The sequence below is a fragment of the Paenibacillus albidus genome (assembly GCF_014644435.1).
Taxonomy (GTDB): domain Bacteria; phylum Bacillota; class Bacilli; order Paenibacillales; family Paenibacillaceae; genus Paenibacillus_AQ; species Paenibacillus_AQ albidus.
The window spans coordinates 70,929-88,041 of sequence record NZ_BMKR01000021.1 but is presented as its reverse complement, the minus strand read 5'-3'; the positions used below and the strand labels follow the sequence as shown (position 1 = coordinate 88,041).

17 protein-coding genes are annotated in these 17,113 nt (G+C 52.9%); 4 read left to right on the top strand and 13 right to left on the bottom strand.

Translation table 11 applies throughout. The annotated features are described in order from the left end of the window. Positions 1 to 169: 169 nt before the first annotated feature. Genes IEY53_RS21685 through IEY53_RS21675 form a run of 3 tightly spaced genes read left to right on the top strand, consistent with a single transcriptional unit; the run spans position 170 to position 3,096 of the window. Positions 170 to 856: a response regulator transcription factor gene (locus IEY53_RS21685; protein WP_189028704.1), complete on the top strand. Its 687-nt coding sequence runs from the start codon at positions 170 to 172 to the stop codon at positions 854 to 856. After that, positions 853 to 2,481, top strand: coding sequence for a sensor histidine kinase (locus IEY53_RS21680; RefSeq protein ID WP_189028702.1), 1,629 nt, complete (start codon positions 853 to 855; stop codon positions 2,479 to 2,481). The genes IEY53_RS21685 and IEY53_RS21680 overlap by 4 nt, the downstream gene beginning before the upstream one ends. 48 nt (positions 2,482 to 2,529) lie before the next feature. Continuing rightward, entirely contained in the window at positions 2,530 to 3,096 is a 567-nt protein-coding gene (locus IEY53_RS21675; protein ID WP_189028700.1) for an FAD-dependent oxidoreductase, read from the top strand. A gap of 154 nt (positions 3,097 to 3,250) precedes the next feature. On the opposite strand, the gene galU is transcribed toward IEY53_RS21675, so the two are convergent. From galU to IEY53_RS21645, 6 genes are all read right to left on the bottom strand, one after another. Then, the gene (galU, locus tag IEY53_RS21670) at positions 3,251 to 4,168 is read right to left on the bottom strand and encodes a UTP--glucose-1-phosphate uridylyltransferase GalU (protein WP_189028698.1); all 918 of its coding nucleotides are present in this window, start codon (positions 4,166 to 4,168) and stop codon (positions 3,251 to 3,253) included. A gap of 21 nt (positions 4,169 to 4,189) precedes the next feature. Continuing rightward, a complete protein-coding gene (locus tag IEY53_RS21665; protein WP_189028696.1) occupies positions 4,190 to 5,173 on the bottom strand; it encodes a glycosyltransferase family 2 protein in 984 nt (327 codons plus the stop codon). 69 nt (positions 5,174 to 5,242) lie between these two features. Then, positions 5,243 to 7,393, bottom strand: a complete 2,151-nt coding sequence (locus IEY53_RS21660) for an ArnT family glycosyltransferase (RefSeq protein WP_189028694.1) — start codon at positions 7,391 to 7,393, stop codon at positions 5,243 to 5,245. A gap of 569 nt (positions 7,394 to 7,962) precedes the next feature. Continuing rightward, positions 7,963 to 8,589 carry a hypothetical protein gene (locus IEY53_RS21655; RefSeq protein WP_189028692.1) on the bottom strand — a complete coding sequence of 209 codons (627 nt, stop codon included), beginning with the start codon at positions 8,587 to 8,589 and terminating at the stop codon, positions 7,963 to 7,965. 32 nt (positions 8,590 to 8,621) lie between these two features. Further along, positions 8,622 to 9,146 (bottom strand): DJ-1/PfpI family protein, encoded by a 525-nt coding sequence (locus tag IEY53_RS21650; RefSeq protein ID WP_189028690.1) that lies wholly within the window; start codon positions 9,144 to 9,146, stop codon positions 8,622 to 8,624. Positions 9,147 to 9,230: 84 nt separating this feature from the next. Then, on the bottom strand, positions 9,231 to 9,740 hold the full coding sequence (locus IEY53_RS21645) for a DUF2569 domain-containing protein (protein WP_189028688.1): 510 nt from the start codon (positions 9,738 to 9,740) through the stop codon (positions 9,231 to 9,233). A 79-nt stretch (positions 9,741 to 9,819) separates the two neighbouring features. On the opposite strand from IEY53_RS21645, the gene IEY53_RS21640 reads away from it, so the two are divergent. Next, positions 9,820 to 10,137 carry an MGMT family protein gene (locus IEY53_RS21640; RefSeq protein WP_189028686.1) on the top strand — a complete coding sequence of 106 codons (318 nt, stop codon included), beginning with the start codon at positions 9,820 to 9,822 and terminating at the stop codon, positions 10,135 to 10,137. 12 nt (positions 10,138 to 10,149) lie between these two features. On the opposite strand, the gene IEY53_RS21635 is transcribed toward IEY53_RS21640, so the two are convergent. From IEY53_RS21635 to IEY53_RS21605, 7 genes are all read right to left on the bottom strand, one after another. After that, positions 10,150 to 10,839: a DUF1361 domain-containing protein gene (locus IEY53_RS21635; RefSeq protein ID WP_189028684.1), complete on the bottom strand. Its 690-nt coding sequence runs from the start codon at positions 10,837 to 10,839 to the stop codon at positions 10,150 to 10,152. Positions 10,840 to 11,005: 166 nt separating this feature from the next. Further along, on the bottom strand, positions 11,006 to 12,766 hold the full coding sequence (locus IEY53_RS21630) for a SulP family inorganic anion transporter (protein ID WP_189028682.1): 1,761 nt from the start codon (positions 12,764 to 12,766) through the stop codon (positions 11,006 to 11,008). A gap of 105 nt (positions 12,767 to 12,871) precedes the next feature. Next, the gene (locus IEY53_RS21625) at positions 12,872 to 13,201 is read right to left on the bottom strand and encodes an ArsR/SmtB family transcription factor (RefSeq protein WP_189028680.1); all 330 of its coding nucleotides are present in this window, start codon (positions 13,199 to 13,201) and stop codon (positions 12,872 to 12,874) included. Between the two features lie 147 nt (positions 13,202 to 13,348). Then, on the bottom strand, positions 13,349 to 13,729 hold the full coding sequence (locus IEY53_RS21620; protein ID WP_189028678.1) for a hypothetical protein: 381 nt from the start codon (positions 13,727 to 13,729) through the stop codon (positions 13,349 to 13,351). Between the two features lie 58 nt (positions 13,730 to 13,787). Then, positions 13,788 to 15,389: a phospholipase D-like domain-containing protein gene (locus IEY53_RS21615; RefSeq protein WP_189028676.1), complete on the bottom strand. Its 1,602-nt coding sequence runs from the start codon at positions 15,387 to 15,389 to the stop codon at positions 13,788 to 13,790. A gap of 208 nt (positions 15,390 to 15,597) precedes the next feature. After that, positions 15,598 to 16,773 carry a pyridoxal phosphate-dependent aminotransferase gene (locus IEY53_RS21610; protein WP_189028674.1) on the bottom strand — a complete coding sequence of 392 codons (1,176 nt, stop codon included), beginning with the start codon at positions 16,771 to 16,773 and terminating at the stop codon, positions 15,598 to 15,600. Between the two features lie 27 nt (positions 16,774 to 16,800). After that, the gene (locus tag IEY53_RS21605) at positions 16,801 to 17,097 is read right to left on the bottom strand and encodes a putative quinol monooxygenase (RefSeq protein ID WP_189028672.1); all 297 of its coding nucleotides are present in this window, start codon (positions 17,095 to 17,097) and stop codon (positions 16,801 to 16,803) included. Between the last annotated feature and the right edge of the window lie 16 nt (positions 17,098 to 17,113).

The window sequence follows — 17,113 nt, the reverse complement described above, 5'->3', positions numbered from 1 at the left end:
TCATTCCTATTTTAATCACCTTAATTCCTTAGTATTAAATTAACCAATATAATTAATCCTGAAAGATAAATATTTATTTGATTTATGGGAATTACCCGCCATTCTTCAGCGAACGTTCATTTTACTATGTCATAATGTAGCTATCTATCGCCTATGGGAGGAAATTGTTATGAAGGCAACCCAAGGGATCCGCTTGATGCTCGTTGACGACGAGCCGCATATCCTGCAGTTTCTGGAGCTGGGTTTAATGAATGAGGGATTTGAGGTAAGAACCGCCTCCGACGGGCTGGACGCCATCGGTATGGTGGCTGATTTTAAGCCGCATGTGGTCATTCTGGATGTCATGATGCCCGGAATGGACGGCTTTGAGGTCTGCCGTTATCTGCGGGCTGAGGAGACGGAAATTTCCATTATTATGCTAACCGCCAAAGACGAGGTGGATGACCGTGTTACAGGTTTGTCCATCGGCGCTGACGATTATATGGTCAAGCCATTCAGCTTTGAGGAGCTGCTGGCCCGGATTCAGGCCCGGCTGCGCAATCAGTTCCCGGGCCTGCTTGGCGAAGTGCGCTGCGGCCCTTTCCGGATCGACGGCCGCAGAAAGGAAATCTGCCACAAAGATCAGGTACTGGAGCTTTCCCCTACAGAATACGAGCTGCTGCAGTATCTGGTCATTAATCATGGACTCGTACTCAGCAAACCGATGATTCTGGACAAGATCTGGGGGTATGATTTTGGCGGCGAGGAGAATATCGTAGAGGTGTATATCCGCTCCCTCCGCGAGAAACTCGGGGATAAGGAGCATCGGATTATTCGCACACTGCGGGGTGTAGGCTACCGGGTGGATTTGATATGATCCCCCGTGTCACGGCTCTGCTCCGCCGTATGTCGGCTCCGAAGTCCTTGCGTAAACAGCTCCTGGCCATCTCGCTGCTGATCCTGTCCGGACTGCTGCTCCTGATCGGAGTGCTGCAATATGCGCTGATGCGCAATTTCATTTACAGCAACAGAGCGGAGTCCATGGAGACCCAGATGAGATCGGTTCCGCGGGAGCTGTATTACAATCTTTTTAATTACTCTTTAGAGGAACCGGGCAGCGCAGCCGCAAATAACGGAAGCTCCGGCGACACGAACAGCAGGACTAGCCCGGTCCCCTTCAATCCTTCGAGCGGGTTCACAGACAGGAGTATCGGGGAACCCGGAGGACGGCGTTTCGGCGGGGAGCGGCGCCCCCTGCTGCTGGATGCCCATACGACCATCGCTATTTACAGCTCGGACGGGATCTTCAGAGACTTCCAGCAGGAAACTTTGTCAGATGCAGCCGCCCCGCGGCTAAGCGACGAGAAGTATCAGCAGCTGCAACAGGCTACACCAGACAAAGCCACCGGGAACTATGAACTGATTACTGCCGAAGATGGCAGTGAGCATTTGGCCGTGTTCATGAACCTTGGCAGACCAGGCAACAACAAGCTGCTGCTGCAGATGAGCGTGAATACAGGCCCTTTAACGGATGTGATTATGCAGCAGCTGCTTATTTTTGCCGCATTGTCGATTGTCGCTTTATTGGGCGGCCTGTTCCTTTATTTGCCCGCCCTGCGCAAAACACTGGTCCCTCTGTCCAATATGGGAGAAGCTGCGCAGAGCATTGATGCCGGCAATCTGAATATCCGCTTTCCCGTGGCACAGGGGCAGAGCGAAATCGACCAACTGTCCCAATCCTTTAATGGCATGCTGGAGCGGCTCGAGATCTCTTTCCATAATGAGCGGGAAGCGAAGGAACAAATGCGGCGGTTCGCCGCAGATGCTTCCCATGAACTACGAACACCGCTTACCTCCATCCACGGATTTCTTGAGGTGCTGCTTCGGGGAGCTGCCGACAACAAAGAGCAGCTGTACAGCGCTCTGCGCAGCATGCATGGCGAATCCAAGCGGATCAACAAGCTGGTGGAGGATCTGCTGCTGCTCGCCCGTATGGACGGAGCTCCGCACTTAAGCCTTGCCAATCTTCTGCTGGGTGAAGTCATTGCCGAAATGCAGCCGCATTTGCTGGTACTGGCCGGCCAGCGCAAGGTAACCTTTGATATTTCATATGGTATCCGCGGGAAGTATGACCCCGACAAGATCAAGCAGGTGATCCTGAACCTGTTCTCCAATGCCGTGCAGCATACAGATGCGGAGAGCGGAACCATCCATGTATCCCTGTATGCCAAAGAAGACCATGCGGAGCTGGCCCTCCGGGACAATGGCTCCGGTATATCCGCCGAACATCTCCCGCATGTATTCGACCGGTTTTATCGCAGTGATTCCTCACGCACACGCAAATATGGCGGTTCGGGCCTTGGCCTGTCTATCACCAAGTCGATAGTTGAAGCACATGCCGGAGAGATTAGCGTGAGCAGTTCGCCGGGCGCAGGTACCGTCTTTAAAGTCTCCCTGCCTTGTTTGGAAGGATTAGCCAAGCCGGCTGGATTGAAGTTATAATAACAATAGAAGGCTGTATGTCCCACCCAACTATTAGGAGGTCAAATTATGTACGAAGTCGCCATTATTGGAGCCGGTCCTGCCGGTGCAAGTGCAGCCCTGTTCGCTGCCAAAGCGGGCAAAAGCACGCTGTTAATTGACAATGACAAAGGGATGACCCGCAGAGGCTGGTATGAGAACTATTATGGCATTGCCGAAATCGGCGGCCCTGATCTGGTGGAAACCGGACATAAACAGGCGGTTAAATTCGGAGCCGAGCTGGTAGCGGAACAAGCGGTGAACCTCTCTCCGAGCGGGGACGGGATTACAATTGAGACTGAAAGCGGCAAGACCTATGAAGCAAAGCATGTCATTCTTGCTACGGGTGTCCTTACGGATCTGGCTGCCAAGGCGGGAGTCGAGACCAAAGACGGCACAGAACCAAGAATTAAGACCGTCATTGCTGTAAATGCGGAAGGCAAAACAAACATCGGAGGCATTTGGGCGGCCGGAACAGTTGCCGGAGTAAGCGTACATGCCATCATCACAGCAGGCGATGGCGCCAAGGTTGCGGTCAATGTCATCAGCGAATTAAACGGGGCAAGATATGTCGATCATGATATGTTGAAGGCCTAAAACAGCAAAAAGATAGCAGAGCAGCGATTCTCCAGTAACGGGAGGATCGCTGCTCTGCGTTTGCGTGGAGCGTTCACACCAAGTTCTACTTAACAAACGAGTGTACCTGCCTGCCGCAACAGGGCCGGTACGTGTTAATATTGTTGGCCTGTGGTCAATAGACAATGGACTGAGCCAGCGGCGATGGCTCTTCCGGACTCTCCGTCATGCCGGCGAGCAGCTTGCGCAGATAGGGCAGGAGCAGCGGACGCAGCTCCTCCCGCTGCAAGCCGATCTCCAGCGTAGCCTGAATATACCCGAACTTGTCACCGATATCATAACGTGTGCCATGCAGATCCAGGGCAAGCAGCCCTTCATTCCGGCATACTTCATGCAGCGCATCCGTCAGCTGATATTCCCCGCCCGCTCCGCGATCCAGTTGCGCCAGCACATTGAAAATGGAAGGCTGCAGAATGTACCGGCCCATAATGGCGTTCTCCGAGGGTGCAGCCTGGGCCGAGGGCTTTTCCACCAGTCCGCTTACTTCATGTACGCCATCCCGTATCCTGCTTGAAGCGATGATTCCGTATTTATGAACGTCCTGCCGCGGCACCGGCTGAATGCCCACAATCGTTTTCTCCGTCTGCTCATAGAGCCGCATCATCTGCGCCAAGGCCGGCGGGTCCGAGACCATAATGTCATCACCGAGCAGAACCGCAAACGGTTCCTTCCCGATGAACTGCTCGGCGCAGAGGATGGCGTGGCCGAGTCCAAGCGGCTCTTTTTGCCGGATATAGTGGATGCCTGCCAGTTCGCTGATTGCCTGCACCTCGCGCAGCAGGTCGGCTTTGCCTTTTTCAAAGAGCGTCTGTTCCAGCTCCACTGATTTATCAAAATGATCCTCAATCGACTTTTTGTTGCGCCCGGTTACAATGATGATGCCCTCGATCCCGGATCGAACCGCCTCTTCCACGATATATTGAATGGCCGGTTTGTCGACAATCGGCAGCATCTCCTTCGGCTGGGCCTTGGTAGCCGGCAGGAACCGTGTGCCTAATCCGGCAGCCGGAATAACGGCTTTTCTAATCTTCATCCTGGCTCACTCCCCTGACCTTTATTTGTTGAGATGGGCTACCCGGTGTTCCTGCACGGTCTGCTGCTGCTTACCTCCGTAAAAACCCTGCACAATGTAGAGCGGACGCCCTTTGGTCTCATCGTAAATCCGCCCGACATATTCACCGAGAATCCCCAGCATAATCAGCACAAACCCGTTAAACGTCAATGAAATGCCGATCATCGAAGCCCAGCCCTTAACAGCCGCATCCGTAAAAATCGCCAGATACAGCACATACATAAGATACAGAAATCCCGACGCAGACAGCAGTGCTCCCAGATATCCGGCCAGCTTCAGCGGCTTATAGGAGAAGGACGTAATTCCATCGAGTGAAAGCTTAATCATCCGTTTCAGCGGATATTTGGTCTCACCCGCCAGGCGTTCATCCCGTTCATATTCGAGCGCTTTTTGCCGGAAGCCTACCCAGCTTACCAGACCGCGGACAAAGCGGTTTTTCTCCGGCAGCCGTTTCAGCTGTTCACAGACTTTGCGGTCAATCAGGCGGAAATCGCCGGTGTCTACCGGAATAGAGATGTCGGTTGAATATTGCAGGACTCTGTAAAAAGCGCTCGCTGTCCATTTTTTGAACAAGGATTCACCGTTGCGTTTGATGCGTTTGGCATAGACGACCTCATAGCCGTTTTTCCATTCCTCAATCATGTTCAGGATCAGCTCAGGCGGGTCCTGCAAATCGGCGTCAATGATGACCACCGCATCGCCGAGTGCATAATCCATGCCGGCGGTAATGGCAACCTGATGGCCGAAATTACGGGACAGGTCGATCAGTTTCACACTCTCATCCCAATAGCTGTATTCCTCAATCATGGCTGCGCAGTTATCGGTGCTGCCATCATTAACGAAAAGAAGCTCATACGGCTCACCCGTCGTTCCCATCACTTTCTTAATCCGGCGGTACGTCTCCTGTATAACCGCCTCTTCGTTATACATTGGTATGATAATGGAATAGCGCACGTTGATACTCATGGGCAGCTCCTCCTTAAGGTTTTGTAATGGTGCGTGCCGGCCCTAAGCCGGACACGCTAAATATTGATCTTAATTTAAGGTAACCTCATACAATGTTCCGCTGTTGCCGACCGTTTCAGCACCTTGCCACTCGGCCGCCGGAACCTCGGTTCCGTTCTCGGTAATCCAGGCAGTCAGCTCCGAATTGCCGCCGCGTCCGCCGCCCATACCGCCGCTGGAGACCAGGAAGTATTTGACCTTGCCGCTTTCCACCAGGGCCTTTAACGAATCTGGGGTGTAGACTGCATCGGAGGCATTGAAGCCGTTCAAAATAACTACCTTGGCGTTCTCATCAATAATGTAGGGAGCGGCTGTACCGTAGTCCATGGCGGCAAAAAGGTATTCCTCGCCGTCGTTATTCTGCTCCAGGTAGGCCAGCAGATTCTCATTGACCCCGGCAGTGCTGTTTCTGCCGGGCCCTGTGCCACCGGACCCGTTCATGCCCATCCCCGGGAATTCTCCGCTGCCGGCCGCGCCGCCTCTGCCGCCAAATCCGCTGTCGCTGTCCGGACCTGCTGCCGGAGTCATGCTGTTCCCGCCGTAAAGGATAGGGGTCGCGGCCCAGTAGACCGGGCCAATCAGAAGCACCAGCAATCCGGCAACGCCTGCCGCATAGACGAATGGCTTCTCTTTGCCTTTCAGGACAACGAGCAGCAGCGTGACAACAATGCCTGCCGCCAGAATGCCGATGGACCAGCCGCTGCCAATCGTATCGTCATAAGGGTGGATAATATACCACTGGAAGACTGCTGTAACCAGTACTGCTGCCGGCAGCAGCCAGGACAACCAGCCGGAACGTTCCCGGTACAGGCTCCACAGCTGTGACCAGCCCGCGCCCACCAATACAGCGATCGGCGGAGCCATCATGATCAGATAATATTGGTGAAAAAATCCCGCAATGCTGAAGAATCCCATCACTGGTACAAGCCAAGCCAACCAGAACAGTGTTTCTTTATGTTTTTGCGTAAAGTTCCTTCTTCGCAGATTGGCGAACAATCCAATGCAGGCAAAGGCGGCAAAAGGAAGCAGCCAGCTGGCCTGTCCGGACAGTTCCGACTGGAACAGCCTCAGCGGACCCGCAGTGCCCGTATTGAACATCCCGCCTCCGCCACCACCACCGAAGCCGCCGTTCATTCCGGTGCGGTCGCCCCGGCCGTCGTCTGTGCCGGATGGTCGTCCATCATTGCCCGTCCCGTCACCAGACGGCTGTCCTGGCATACCGCCGTCCCCGGTACCGTTCTGACCAACAGCACCGTTGACTTGTCCTCCATCCGCTGTGCCTGGAGTTCCCTCCGCAGCCCCTTGCCCCGTTGTTCCGTTCAAGGAAGGCATCTCACCGTTCATTGCCGGCATTCCGCCGCCCCCACCGTTTCCGCCGGTGGAACGATCCCCGGTCAAACGGGAGACCCCGTTGTACCCAAAAGCCAAATTCAGCACGGAGTTGGTGCCGCTGCTGCCCATATAGGGGCGTTTGCTGGCAGGAATCGAGTCAACGACAACTGCCCAGGAGAGGGAAACTACAAGCAGTACTGCGGTACAAGCTGCCAGTATGCCGGTTTTCTTCTTCCAGTCCGCTTTGGCTGCCAGAAGATAAAAGAAGTAAAAGGCGGGCAGCACCATGTATGCCTGCAGCATCTTCTCATTGAACCCGACTCCGATCAGGGCAAAGGCGGCGAGAAGACTGCCTATTGTATTCCTCTGGATTCCCCTGAACAGGAACCACGCTGCCAGCAGAAGGGTAAACACCAGCATGGCATCAATGTTGTTCGTACGGCTGACGGCTGCGGCTACCGGCGTAGTCGCCATCGCCAGTGCACCGAGGCGTGCGGCCGTTCTGCCAAACGTTGGTTTAACCAGCAGATACACGAGCAGCACCGAACCCACACCGGCCATAACCTGCGGCAAAATGACACTCCAGCCATGCAGCCCAAAAACCCATGCGCTGATGGCCTGAATCCAGAAGGTCACCGGCGGCTTATCCACCGTTACCGAACCGGCCGAATCCAGCGAAGCGAAGAAAAAATTATGAAAACTCTGCAGCATGCTCCCTACTGCGGTTGTGTAGTACGTGTTTACATATTGGTCATTCCAGATGCCATAGCCGTACAGAAATGCCGCAAGCAGCATAATGGCCAACAGAACACGATCCGATCCCGTTTTTTTAATCCATCCCACATCCATCCACTCCCATTCCTCTAGGACCCTAATAATCCGGCAGTACGTTTCCCCCGGTGATCTCTTTCATAGGAGTATTATTACATCCGTACCTTAACTCATAATGAGGGCGAGCTGAATGTTTGCTGAACGTATTTCTCCACGCCAAAAAGCTGTCAGGGCGGCAGATTCCTCAACCGTCAAGACAGCTTTTGATACTTTACAACGTTTGTATGGACATTCCTTGGGCATTCCGGCAGTTCTGCAGATAAAGAGTCGGGTACAATCTCCCTGTGTTCTGATGTCTCGTCTGTATTACAGATAGTGTCCGCGTGCTGAGCTTTCACTGCATTTTATACATCAGGTTGCCAGTCAACTTGGCTCATTTTCGATTTGGCTGCATTTAATGCATCAGGAATAGCGAATTTGGCCGGAAAATGGCCGTTTGGTTAATATCCACTGTATGAAATGCATCAGAATCGACTTTTGCGCCATTTCCAGGCAATTATACTGCATGAAATACATCAGATCCGCTCTTATCGCAGAAAAAAGGTACACTTTTCCCGATCAAGTTCAGGGTTCATCCCCAAAGCTTGCTAACTTTGAAGCGCATCATGGAAAAATTCATGATAGAAATTAATAATCACCATAAGGATCGCCAGCGTCTCATTAACTGATCCCACTTCAAGCGAGTGATTGGCATCATCCATCCGGTAGACCCGGATACCCTGGAGCCCGGCAATTTCGGCGGAATGCTGTTCACTGAACATCGGATCACTGCTGCCGTAGATCACACTGCCTTGACTCCGCCGAATGAGCGGCAAGGTCTCCGGCAGCGGGGTCAGATACAAATGGGCCGTCTTCCGCTGTATGCCGAGCTCCTCCGCTACGGTGCCGGCAATCACCGTCCCAATGCTTTTGCTGATGAACAGAAATTGATCATACATGGGAAGTGAGGCTATCGCACCCTTACATTCTTCGGCGGCAATGCCGACCTCTTCGCGCTTCAGCTCTGCCCTTGCACTCTGATAGCCATACTCCAGCAGCAGGATGTCACAGCCGTGCTCCCTGGCCACTTTGGCCGCGTATTCCAGCAGCGGCTTGTCAGCCGAGTAATTTTTCCCCGGAAAAATAACGGCCAGCGCTTTGGAGCCCTGCTGAATATGTTTATGTCTAACCTCTCTGCCCCAATGCGAGGGCATAACGATGTAATTGACGCTCAAATGGACTCTCTCCCCTCAGGCATGTTCCGGCTTCACACCGGTTTGAAATATTTGAAGAAATCAATAGTCTCCTGCAAGTCTGCTTCATCCTTATAGATATTCATCAATCTGCCGATCTCCAACGCAAAATCCACGTACCCATTGGCTTTGGCTGTGATAATATTCCCAGCGGCCACCACATTCGGTGACTCCGGGCTGCTCTCATTGTCCACATAAGCTTTATTCTCCAATATTCCTGCGGCCCGAAGGACGGAGACACCTCCGCAAATCGCACCAATCCCTTTGCCCGCCGCATGAAGAGTGCGGATGAGCTCCAGCAGACCTGTATGGTGTACAAGATCAGCAGTCTCTCCCCCGGGGATAATAAACAAATCAATCCGGCTGACGTCAACGTCCGCAATCGTTACCGCCGGGTTTACAGAGAATCCTTCACAGGACTCGGCCGGAGCGGCTTGCAGGCCCAGCGTATACACTTCGCTCCGGGTTTTCATAAAATAAGCCGCGAGCACCACCTCAAACTGCACAAAGCTATTATAGATAAGTACGTATGTATTCAAAACGTTACCCTGACTCCCTTCATTTCGCATAAGCTGCAAAGACCTACTCTATCATTATAGCTATCTGTATGGACTGGAACCCGTCTAATTGACAAAAGTATTGCGTACTCTCTTCGAGCGCAGGAAATAGGGAACCCAAATCGCACAGGAGATAATAAGCCTTCCAATATCCTGCATGGAGCCTCCTTCATCCATCTGCTGAACCAGCTCTATATTGGCCATCAGTACATAGTCGATAATAAGCATGATTAGATTCATTACATAGTAGAAAATAATCCAGCGCGGGAAGGTTGATTTCTTCCGATACATCTGCACCAGCAAAAAGATCGAAAACAGCACGAAGGTTATGTTCACAACGGCCTCAAAGATCAGCGCCGGCTTCCAGAGCGGATCATACACCGATGAATCAGGAGAGGTCAAGGTGTCCCATATATCCGGCTGGAAAGAGGGAATCATGGTATTAAATACCATGAACAGGAGGCGAATCACAGAAAGATACAGCCCAATCTGGACCAGTACCATCCATCCCCCAAGCCCACTGGGGTGGTTCAACCTTATCTCCGTTCCATTGTCAGTGGGCATCATTGTTCCCATGTCGAGCACATCCTCTGTTATAATTTGATAAAACAGCCGTGGCTGATCTTATGATTCCCGGATAAAGGAGCATCGCCCTATGGCGCCATTCACAGAACAGGTTATCCGTATCATCAAGTCCATCCCAGAAGGCAGGGTTATGACCTACGGCGGAGTGGCCCGGGCGGCGGGAAGCCCGCGCGGGGCAAGGCAGGTCGTACGCATCCTTCACTCCATGAGCCGGAAGCATAAACTCCCCTGGCATAGAGTTGTCAATGTCAAAGGGCAAATCTCTCTGACAGAAGATGAGTCCAGTTCCCTGCAGAAGCTGTATCTGCAGGGAGAGGGAGTACTTTTTGACGAACAGGACGCTATCGATCTGGAGAAGTTTCAGTTCCACCCGGAGCCGGCCGAGTGAGACCTTTCGCGTTCATCGCAGGTGGACGCCGCGTTCGCCCCTCCCTAGTGCGTTCATCAGACAATACATCGTAGCATATAAAGCGAGCAGCACAAAAGCAATGAACAAGCTGAAGAACACCGATTGCCGGTTCAGGCTGTCTATGACCAGCTGGTACAGCTGGTGCCGGTCCGTGAGCACATCCCAGCTGTTCAGCCGATAGACGCGGCCCAGCAATACGCCGTAACCGCCCAGCCCACAGGCAGCCACCACAAATACCCAGGACCACAGCAGATTGGTTTTACGGTAAATAACGCTTTGGAACTGGTAAAGGGAGAAGAATCCGGTCAACCAGCCGCTCCAGGTGAACAGCAGCAGCATGGCCATATCATACCAATACCTGTTCTGAATTGTTCCGTCTACAATATATAAGCTCTTTTTTACCGTTAAATGCACCAGATCCGTCATAATATAAGGCGCATTAGGGAAAAACAGCAGCCAAGCGACGCCGAGCGGGAGAAGCAGCAGCTTGCCTGCCCTTCGTTTGTCCAGCTCGTACGCAGCCATAGAGAATACAAACGGAATCCAGGCCAGGAACAAATTCCAAATTAAAAATGCGTAAAATGTATCCGTCCGCAGGGAAACTCCCTTATAAACGGCCAGTGTTGCCCCGGATAAAGCGGCAAGCAGCAGAAATACCTTGGGATAATTCAGTTCTTTCATGAGTTTTTGGCTCCTTGTAAGATAATTACCATTCCAGTGGGTCCAGCTATATTTGCCAAATATGGATCAGACCTTCCCAGAGTAACACAAATACCCGGCTCTCTGAAAGCACCCGGGTAGATCCTTCTGTTCTATTTTATTAAGAAAAGATACACCACTCAGCCGCTTATACGGTAACTCCCGGCTTGGCTTTCCCCTTGAATCGCCGCAGATTGTGCACTTCTTCAAGACCGGATAATGCGCTGCATTCCCTGAAGGCCGCATGGCGGCAGCCGAGGCACTTGGCCCTGTTCACTGCCTTCAACGCTTCATTGATCGCTGCACCGGTATGCTCGTAGAATTGCTCCGACCCTATGGTGTTGTACAGCCCGGTTTTGCGGAGCAGCTCCAGCGGCTGCGGCTGGATGCCGGAGATGAACAGCTTGCCCCCGCATTGCTTCATCTGTTTGACCAGACCCGAGAGATTGGCCTCGCCGGTAGTATCGATGAACGGAACCTTGCCCATCCGCAGCAGAATAATGGTCGGCTGGCCCGGTCCCATCTCCGGCATGGTCTCCTCGAACCGGTAGGCCGCTCCAAAAAACAACGGTCCTTCTACGTTATACATGCCAATCTGCGGACAGTCATGATTCTCCGTAACCATATGTGCCCCCACCTTAACCGAAGACGGGTCAGGCAGCACCTTCGACACCAAATGAACTTCCCCCATCCGCTTGACGAACAGGATCACGGCCAGAACCAGTCCTACTTCTACTGCAAGAGTCAAATCCGCAAATACCGTGAGCAGAAAGGTAATGATCAGAACCAGAGAATCGCCGGTCTTGGTCTTGAGCAAATGGAGAAATTGCTTGCGCTCGCTCATGTTCCACGCCACAACCATCAATATGGGGGCCATGGCCGCCAGCGGAATATGTGAAGCATAAGGTGCGAACAGTACCAGCACCAGAAGAACAACAAGCCCGTGAATCACACCGGACAATGGCGATACCGCCCCGCTCTTGATATTGGTCGCAGTTCTGGCAATTGCACCGGTTGCTGGAATACCTCCGAACAGCGGCGCGGCAATATTCGCAACCCCCTGGCCGATCAGCTCGCGGTTGCTGTTATGCCGGTCTCCCGTCATGCCGTCGGCCACGACGGCGGACAGCAGCGATTCAATAGCTCCCAGCATGGCTATTACAAAGGCAGGGCGGATCAAGGAAGCCAGCCGGTCCCACGTAATGACTGGCAGATGAAAGCTTGGCAGGGTGCCGGGAATCTCACCATAGGCGGAACCGATAGTAGTGACCTTGCCGCTGAAGAATAATACAGCAATCAGCGTAGCGCACAGCAGCCCGATCAGCGAACCCGGGAGCTTCGGCGCGAACTTTACCGCCAGAATCACCACAGCCAGACAAATGGCTGCGGTCAGCACGCTGAATAGATTCAGCGTCGGGAGGTGCAGGCCGATCTCCTGCATATTATCGATAAAGCTCTCATGCCGCTTGATATCACGGAGCCCGAGAAAGTTGGCAATCTGCCCGCTGAAGATCGTCACAGCGATTCCTGCCGTGAAGCCGATGGTCACCGGCTTCGGAATGAACTTGATCAGAACCCCCAGCCTGAGCAGTCCCATCAGCACAAGAATCACCCCGGCCATCATCCCGGCAATCAGCAGATTCTCATAGCCGTACTCCATTGCAATGGCGAACAGGATAGGGATAAATGCGCCGGTTGGCCCGCCGATCTGAAATTTTGATCCGCCGAGCAGCGAGATCAGAATCCCGGCAACAATCGTCGTATAAATGCCGTACTCCGGCTTCACCCCGGAGGCAATAGCAAATGCCATCCCAAGCGGGATGGCAATAACACCGACAATAATGCCCGATATGATATCCTTGCGTAAAGAAGCAATAGTGTAGCCTTGAAAACGGCCCCAGCCTGTCATGGTTCAACCTTCTTTTCTCTAAATATCTGATTATTTGAATATAAACAAAACAATACTCCTGCACGTCGCTTCTGTCAACGGCAAAATGACGTTCAGGATGCCTGTTTAGGATTCACTGCGCATGCCTTCCAATAACGAGATGGCATTGACCAGATGGTTATCAAATATTTGCTTGGCTACTGCCAGAAGCTCCTTGATCAGGGGGTCGCGGAGGGAATAAATGACCGTTGTTCCTTCCTTCACGCTGGCGACCACATTCTTCGCCCGGAGCACCGCGAGCTGCTGCGATACAGCGGATCCTTCGGAGCCCAGGATCGCCTGCAGTTCATTCACATTCTTTTCGCCTTCGCTCAGCAGCTCCAGGATACGAATACGCATCGGATGGGCCAGAGCCTTAAAAAATTCCGTCTTAAATTGCTGGATTTCGCTGTTCATGGACCTCTGCTCCTCATAAGCTTTAATTCTAAATCTACAGCTATCTTAGCATAAATCGAAGAGCTAGTTTAGCAGCGGAAGCCATAATACACCCTCAAATCCGGGATTACGGCTATGCCCTGCCCCGGAGCTGTGCTTCGGTCAGCCTTACAAAGCAACCGGATAGATCCTTACTTCCCTGGCCTTTACCTCGACCCATGTCCCCAGCATCATCGGCTCTCCGAGGCATTCGAACATCATTAGTCCTGTCCCAAGCCGCAGGTACCCTGTTCCGTCTTCTTCAATGTTCTCCAGCACACCTGTGAACACAACCTTGGCACCGTCCAGACGGATGCCGTATTCTCCGCCGCCGGGCAGCGGCAGGATATCCACCCATCTCATCAGGAGCTCCGTCAGCTCAAATTCCACCTCACGCTTTTGCCCGGGGGCCAAGGGTTCGCCATACCAGATTCCCCGGCCTTCCCCGCAATCGCTGTCAAAATAAACCTCATTTGTTTGCAGACCATTTCTTACGATTCTTATGTTCATGTCCATGCTCCATTTGTTGTAGGATACCGATATTATACATGACATTCAGCCGGATCCATCAAGTATAGTTTTCGGTCGCCTTATTCAAGTAGGTGCTGGGATGCAGCCAGGGGTGTTTAAAAAACTCTTTTTTGTCGGTGATTTTGCGGGAGACCGCCAGATCATAATCAATCATGGACTTGACCTTGTCCGCAAAAACAGGCCCCCGCACCAGCAGACCCAGTTCAAAATCATGGCAGGCACTCCGCTCGTTGATATTGTACGAACCATGGAACACCGCCCGCGCTCTGTGGTCATAGGTGATTTTCCAGTGGGAGAAACGTCCGGTGAAGCTGTAGTCGTAGAAGGAGACCCCGTTGCAGAACGGTGTATACATGTTGCTTCGCACAGCCGCAAGGTTCGTAGGATGATCGTTGACCTCCAGCGGATTGCAAATGGACAGATACTTGGAACACTCCGGTCCCAGCTCCCCGAGCCGTTCCCAGAATACCGGATCAATCAGGTAGGGATTCACAATTACGGTCTCGTCCGCAGCATAGGTAATCAAATCCAGGTAGTACTGCTGAATCAGATTGACCGGATTGCCCGGAAAACTGACCAGAAGCGTACACTCTTCCTCGCCGAATTCATAGTTCACCTCCGGGTGGTAAAAAAAATCCTCTGCATCAAAAAAGTCACCGCCGAGCAGTACCCATCTGGACTGAAACACTTTATTCAGCGGATACGCCGCTGCCCCGCGAATGCGGAAGCAGCCGTCATGCCATTCTTCTGCCCGGCTTGGCACACCCAGCGGCCGGTCATCTGTCCGGTCCGCCGGGGAAGAACGAATCGGTGTTTCATACGTATACTGGTCCCCGATATTCAAGCTGCCGATAATTGAGGTAATCCCGTCGATAACCAGAAACTTGCGGTGGTCAATCACATTGAGCCCGCTGATTTCAACATCCTCCTGCACCTTATCCTGCAGAAAAAGAATACTCTCAGGCACGCCCTGATGCTTCAGCTTGTCCCGCTTGAGCGTCCACTCCCCTTCGGAATAATAGGAATCGAACGTATTGAGCACGCTGGCTCCGGCAGCCTCAAGCCTTGTAGCGATAGCGGAGAATCTGCCGAACTCAAGGTTCTTCTCATAACCCAGTGCTGTAATTGTAGTATTGACCATAAGACGTACACGAACGCCCCTCTGCAGGGCAAGAAGCAGTTCATCTGCAATCCGGTTACCGGACTGGTCACTAAAAAACAGCATTACGGACATATGAATGTACCGTTCAGCCTTTCTGATTTCTTCAAGTATCATGTGCAGGCACTGCGGGCCGTTGACATAAGGGTCCACGCGGTTATGCCAGGTTGTCTGGGGAGCCAGGGCTCTGATCTTGCCGGAATCCAGCCTGCTGACCGCATAGGCCAGCTGCTCCAGCCGGTCCGGGCTGCATCCGGGAATCCGGATCAGCTCATCGACATCCGTAATGATCCCGCCTATAGCCTGACGGTAAGCGCGGGCCGCTTCCCTGTCGATGCCTTCCAGGACAGACTCCGCCGAAGCTTCTCCTTCCGCCTCCAAAAAACACAGGGAACCACCCGATATGTAGTAATTGAGATAGTCAATCATATCCTCCTGTAACTCTGTATCCCATTTGGAAGCCTGCAGTTTGTTCTTCATATGAAAAGGACCCCCACCCTGTTAATATTGCTGCTGATATACACACTTAAGCAAGCTAAGTTTAGATACCCTCGATCGGTGACATATAAACGGGAATGAGGCTTCATTACATAACGAAAGGGACTCTCCCTCAGCCTTAATGGCTTAACGGAAGAATCCCTATACAGTTATTATTTAGTCCTGCCCTAGCAGACAACCCGGAGGATGCTTAGGAAAAAAGCTTAAGCTTGGCGATTCGCCGGACTGCTTCCACGAGCCGGGCCTCTTCGCTCACCAGACTGACACGAACATAACCCTCCCCGCAGGCACCAAAGCCGATTCCCGGCGCGACGACCACATGCGCCTGCGTTAGCAGCAGATCGGCGAAGCTCCGGGAGGTGTGGCCGCCGGGAACCGGGAGCCATACGAAGAAGGAGCCGCCGGGTGCCTTAGCCTCCCAGCCGATGGACCGCAGGCCGCTCAACAGGGTATCGCGCCGTGACTCGTAACGATCCACGAGCTCTTGCACGCATTGCTGCGGACCGAGCAACGCCGCTGCTGCCGCTTCCTGCACCGCTCCGAATAAACTCACATACATATGATCCTGAAGCAGGTTCAGGCTCTCAATGACGCTGGCATTGCCGATGGCGAACGCCGTCCGCCAGCCGGCCATATTATAGGTCTTCGACAAGGTATAGATCTCAATGCCGTTCTCCTTGGCCCCCGGCGTCTGGAGATAGCTAAGCGGCTTATGTCCTTCATAGCCAATGCTGCCGTAGGCAAAATCATGAACTACGCAAATCTGATGTTCCTCCGCAAACCGTACAGTCTCCCGGAAGAAGCCCTCCGTAGCTGTCGCCCCGGTCGGATTATTCGGATAATTGAGAAACATCAGCTTGGCTCTGGCGGCCACTTCCGCAGGGATATCCTCATAAGACGGAAGGAAATCATGGGCCGCCGTCAGCGGCATCATTTCCATTCTGGCCCGCGCCAGTTCGATTCCCGACCAGTAATCGGGATACCCCGGGTCTGGCACAAGTACAGTATCTCCTGGATTCAGAAGACACTGCACCACTTCAACCAGTCCGGTCTTGCCGCCAAACAGGATGGCGACCTCGCTCTCCGGCTCCAGGACCACCCCATACTCGCGTTTATAGTAGGCCGCTGCCGCTTCCTTAAGATAGCTGTGTCCGCGAAACGGCGGATATTTATGATTCAGAGGGTTGGCCGCCGCCGACTGCAGCGCCTCAACAATGTGGCCGGGAGTCGGCTGATCCGGATTGCCCTGCCCGAGATTGATCACATCATGCCCTTGCGCGGCCACAGCGGCCGCTTTGCCGACAAGTTCGGCAAAAAATTGCTTGGGCAAACGTTTCAGCAGTTCGGACGGTTCAAAGGTATGCACTGACGGTGTCCCCCTCTTAATCACCTATTATTTGGACACAAGCTCTCCGTTAAAAACTTTAACATCCAGCGGAGCGGTCAGAAATTCCGCTGCTTTGCCCGCAAAAGCGGTAAAGTGGCTGCTCGCATTATGGGCAGCATAAGCTTCGCCATCGCGCCAGGTCTCAATCATCATAAAGGCGTTCTCTTGTCCGGCCTGTTCGTATAACTCATAGGACAGGTTGCCCTCTTCTTTATGTGTAGCGGCGACCAGCTCTTTGACCTCCGCCAAAAACTGCACGCGGCGCTCCGGGTTTACTTGCATTCCAGCATGAATAATAATCATTGTCTGTTATCCTCCT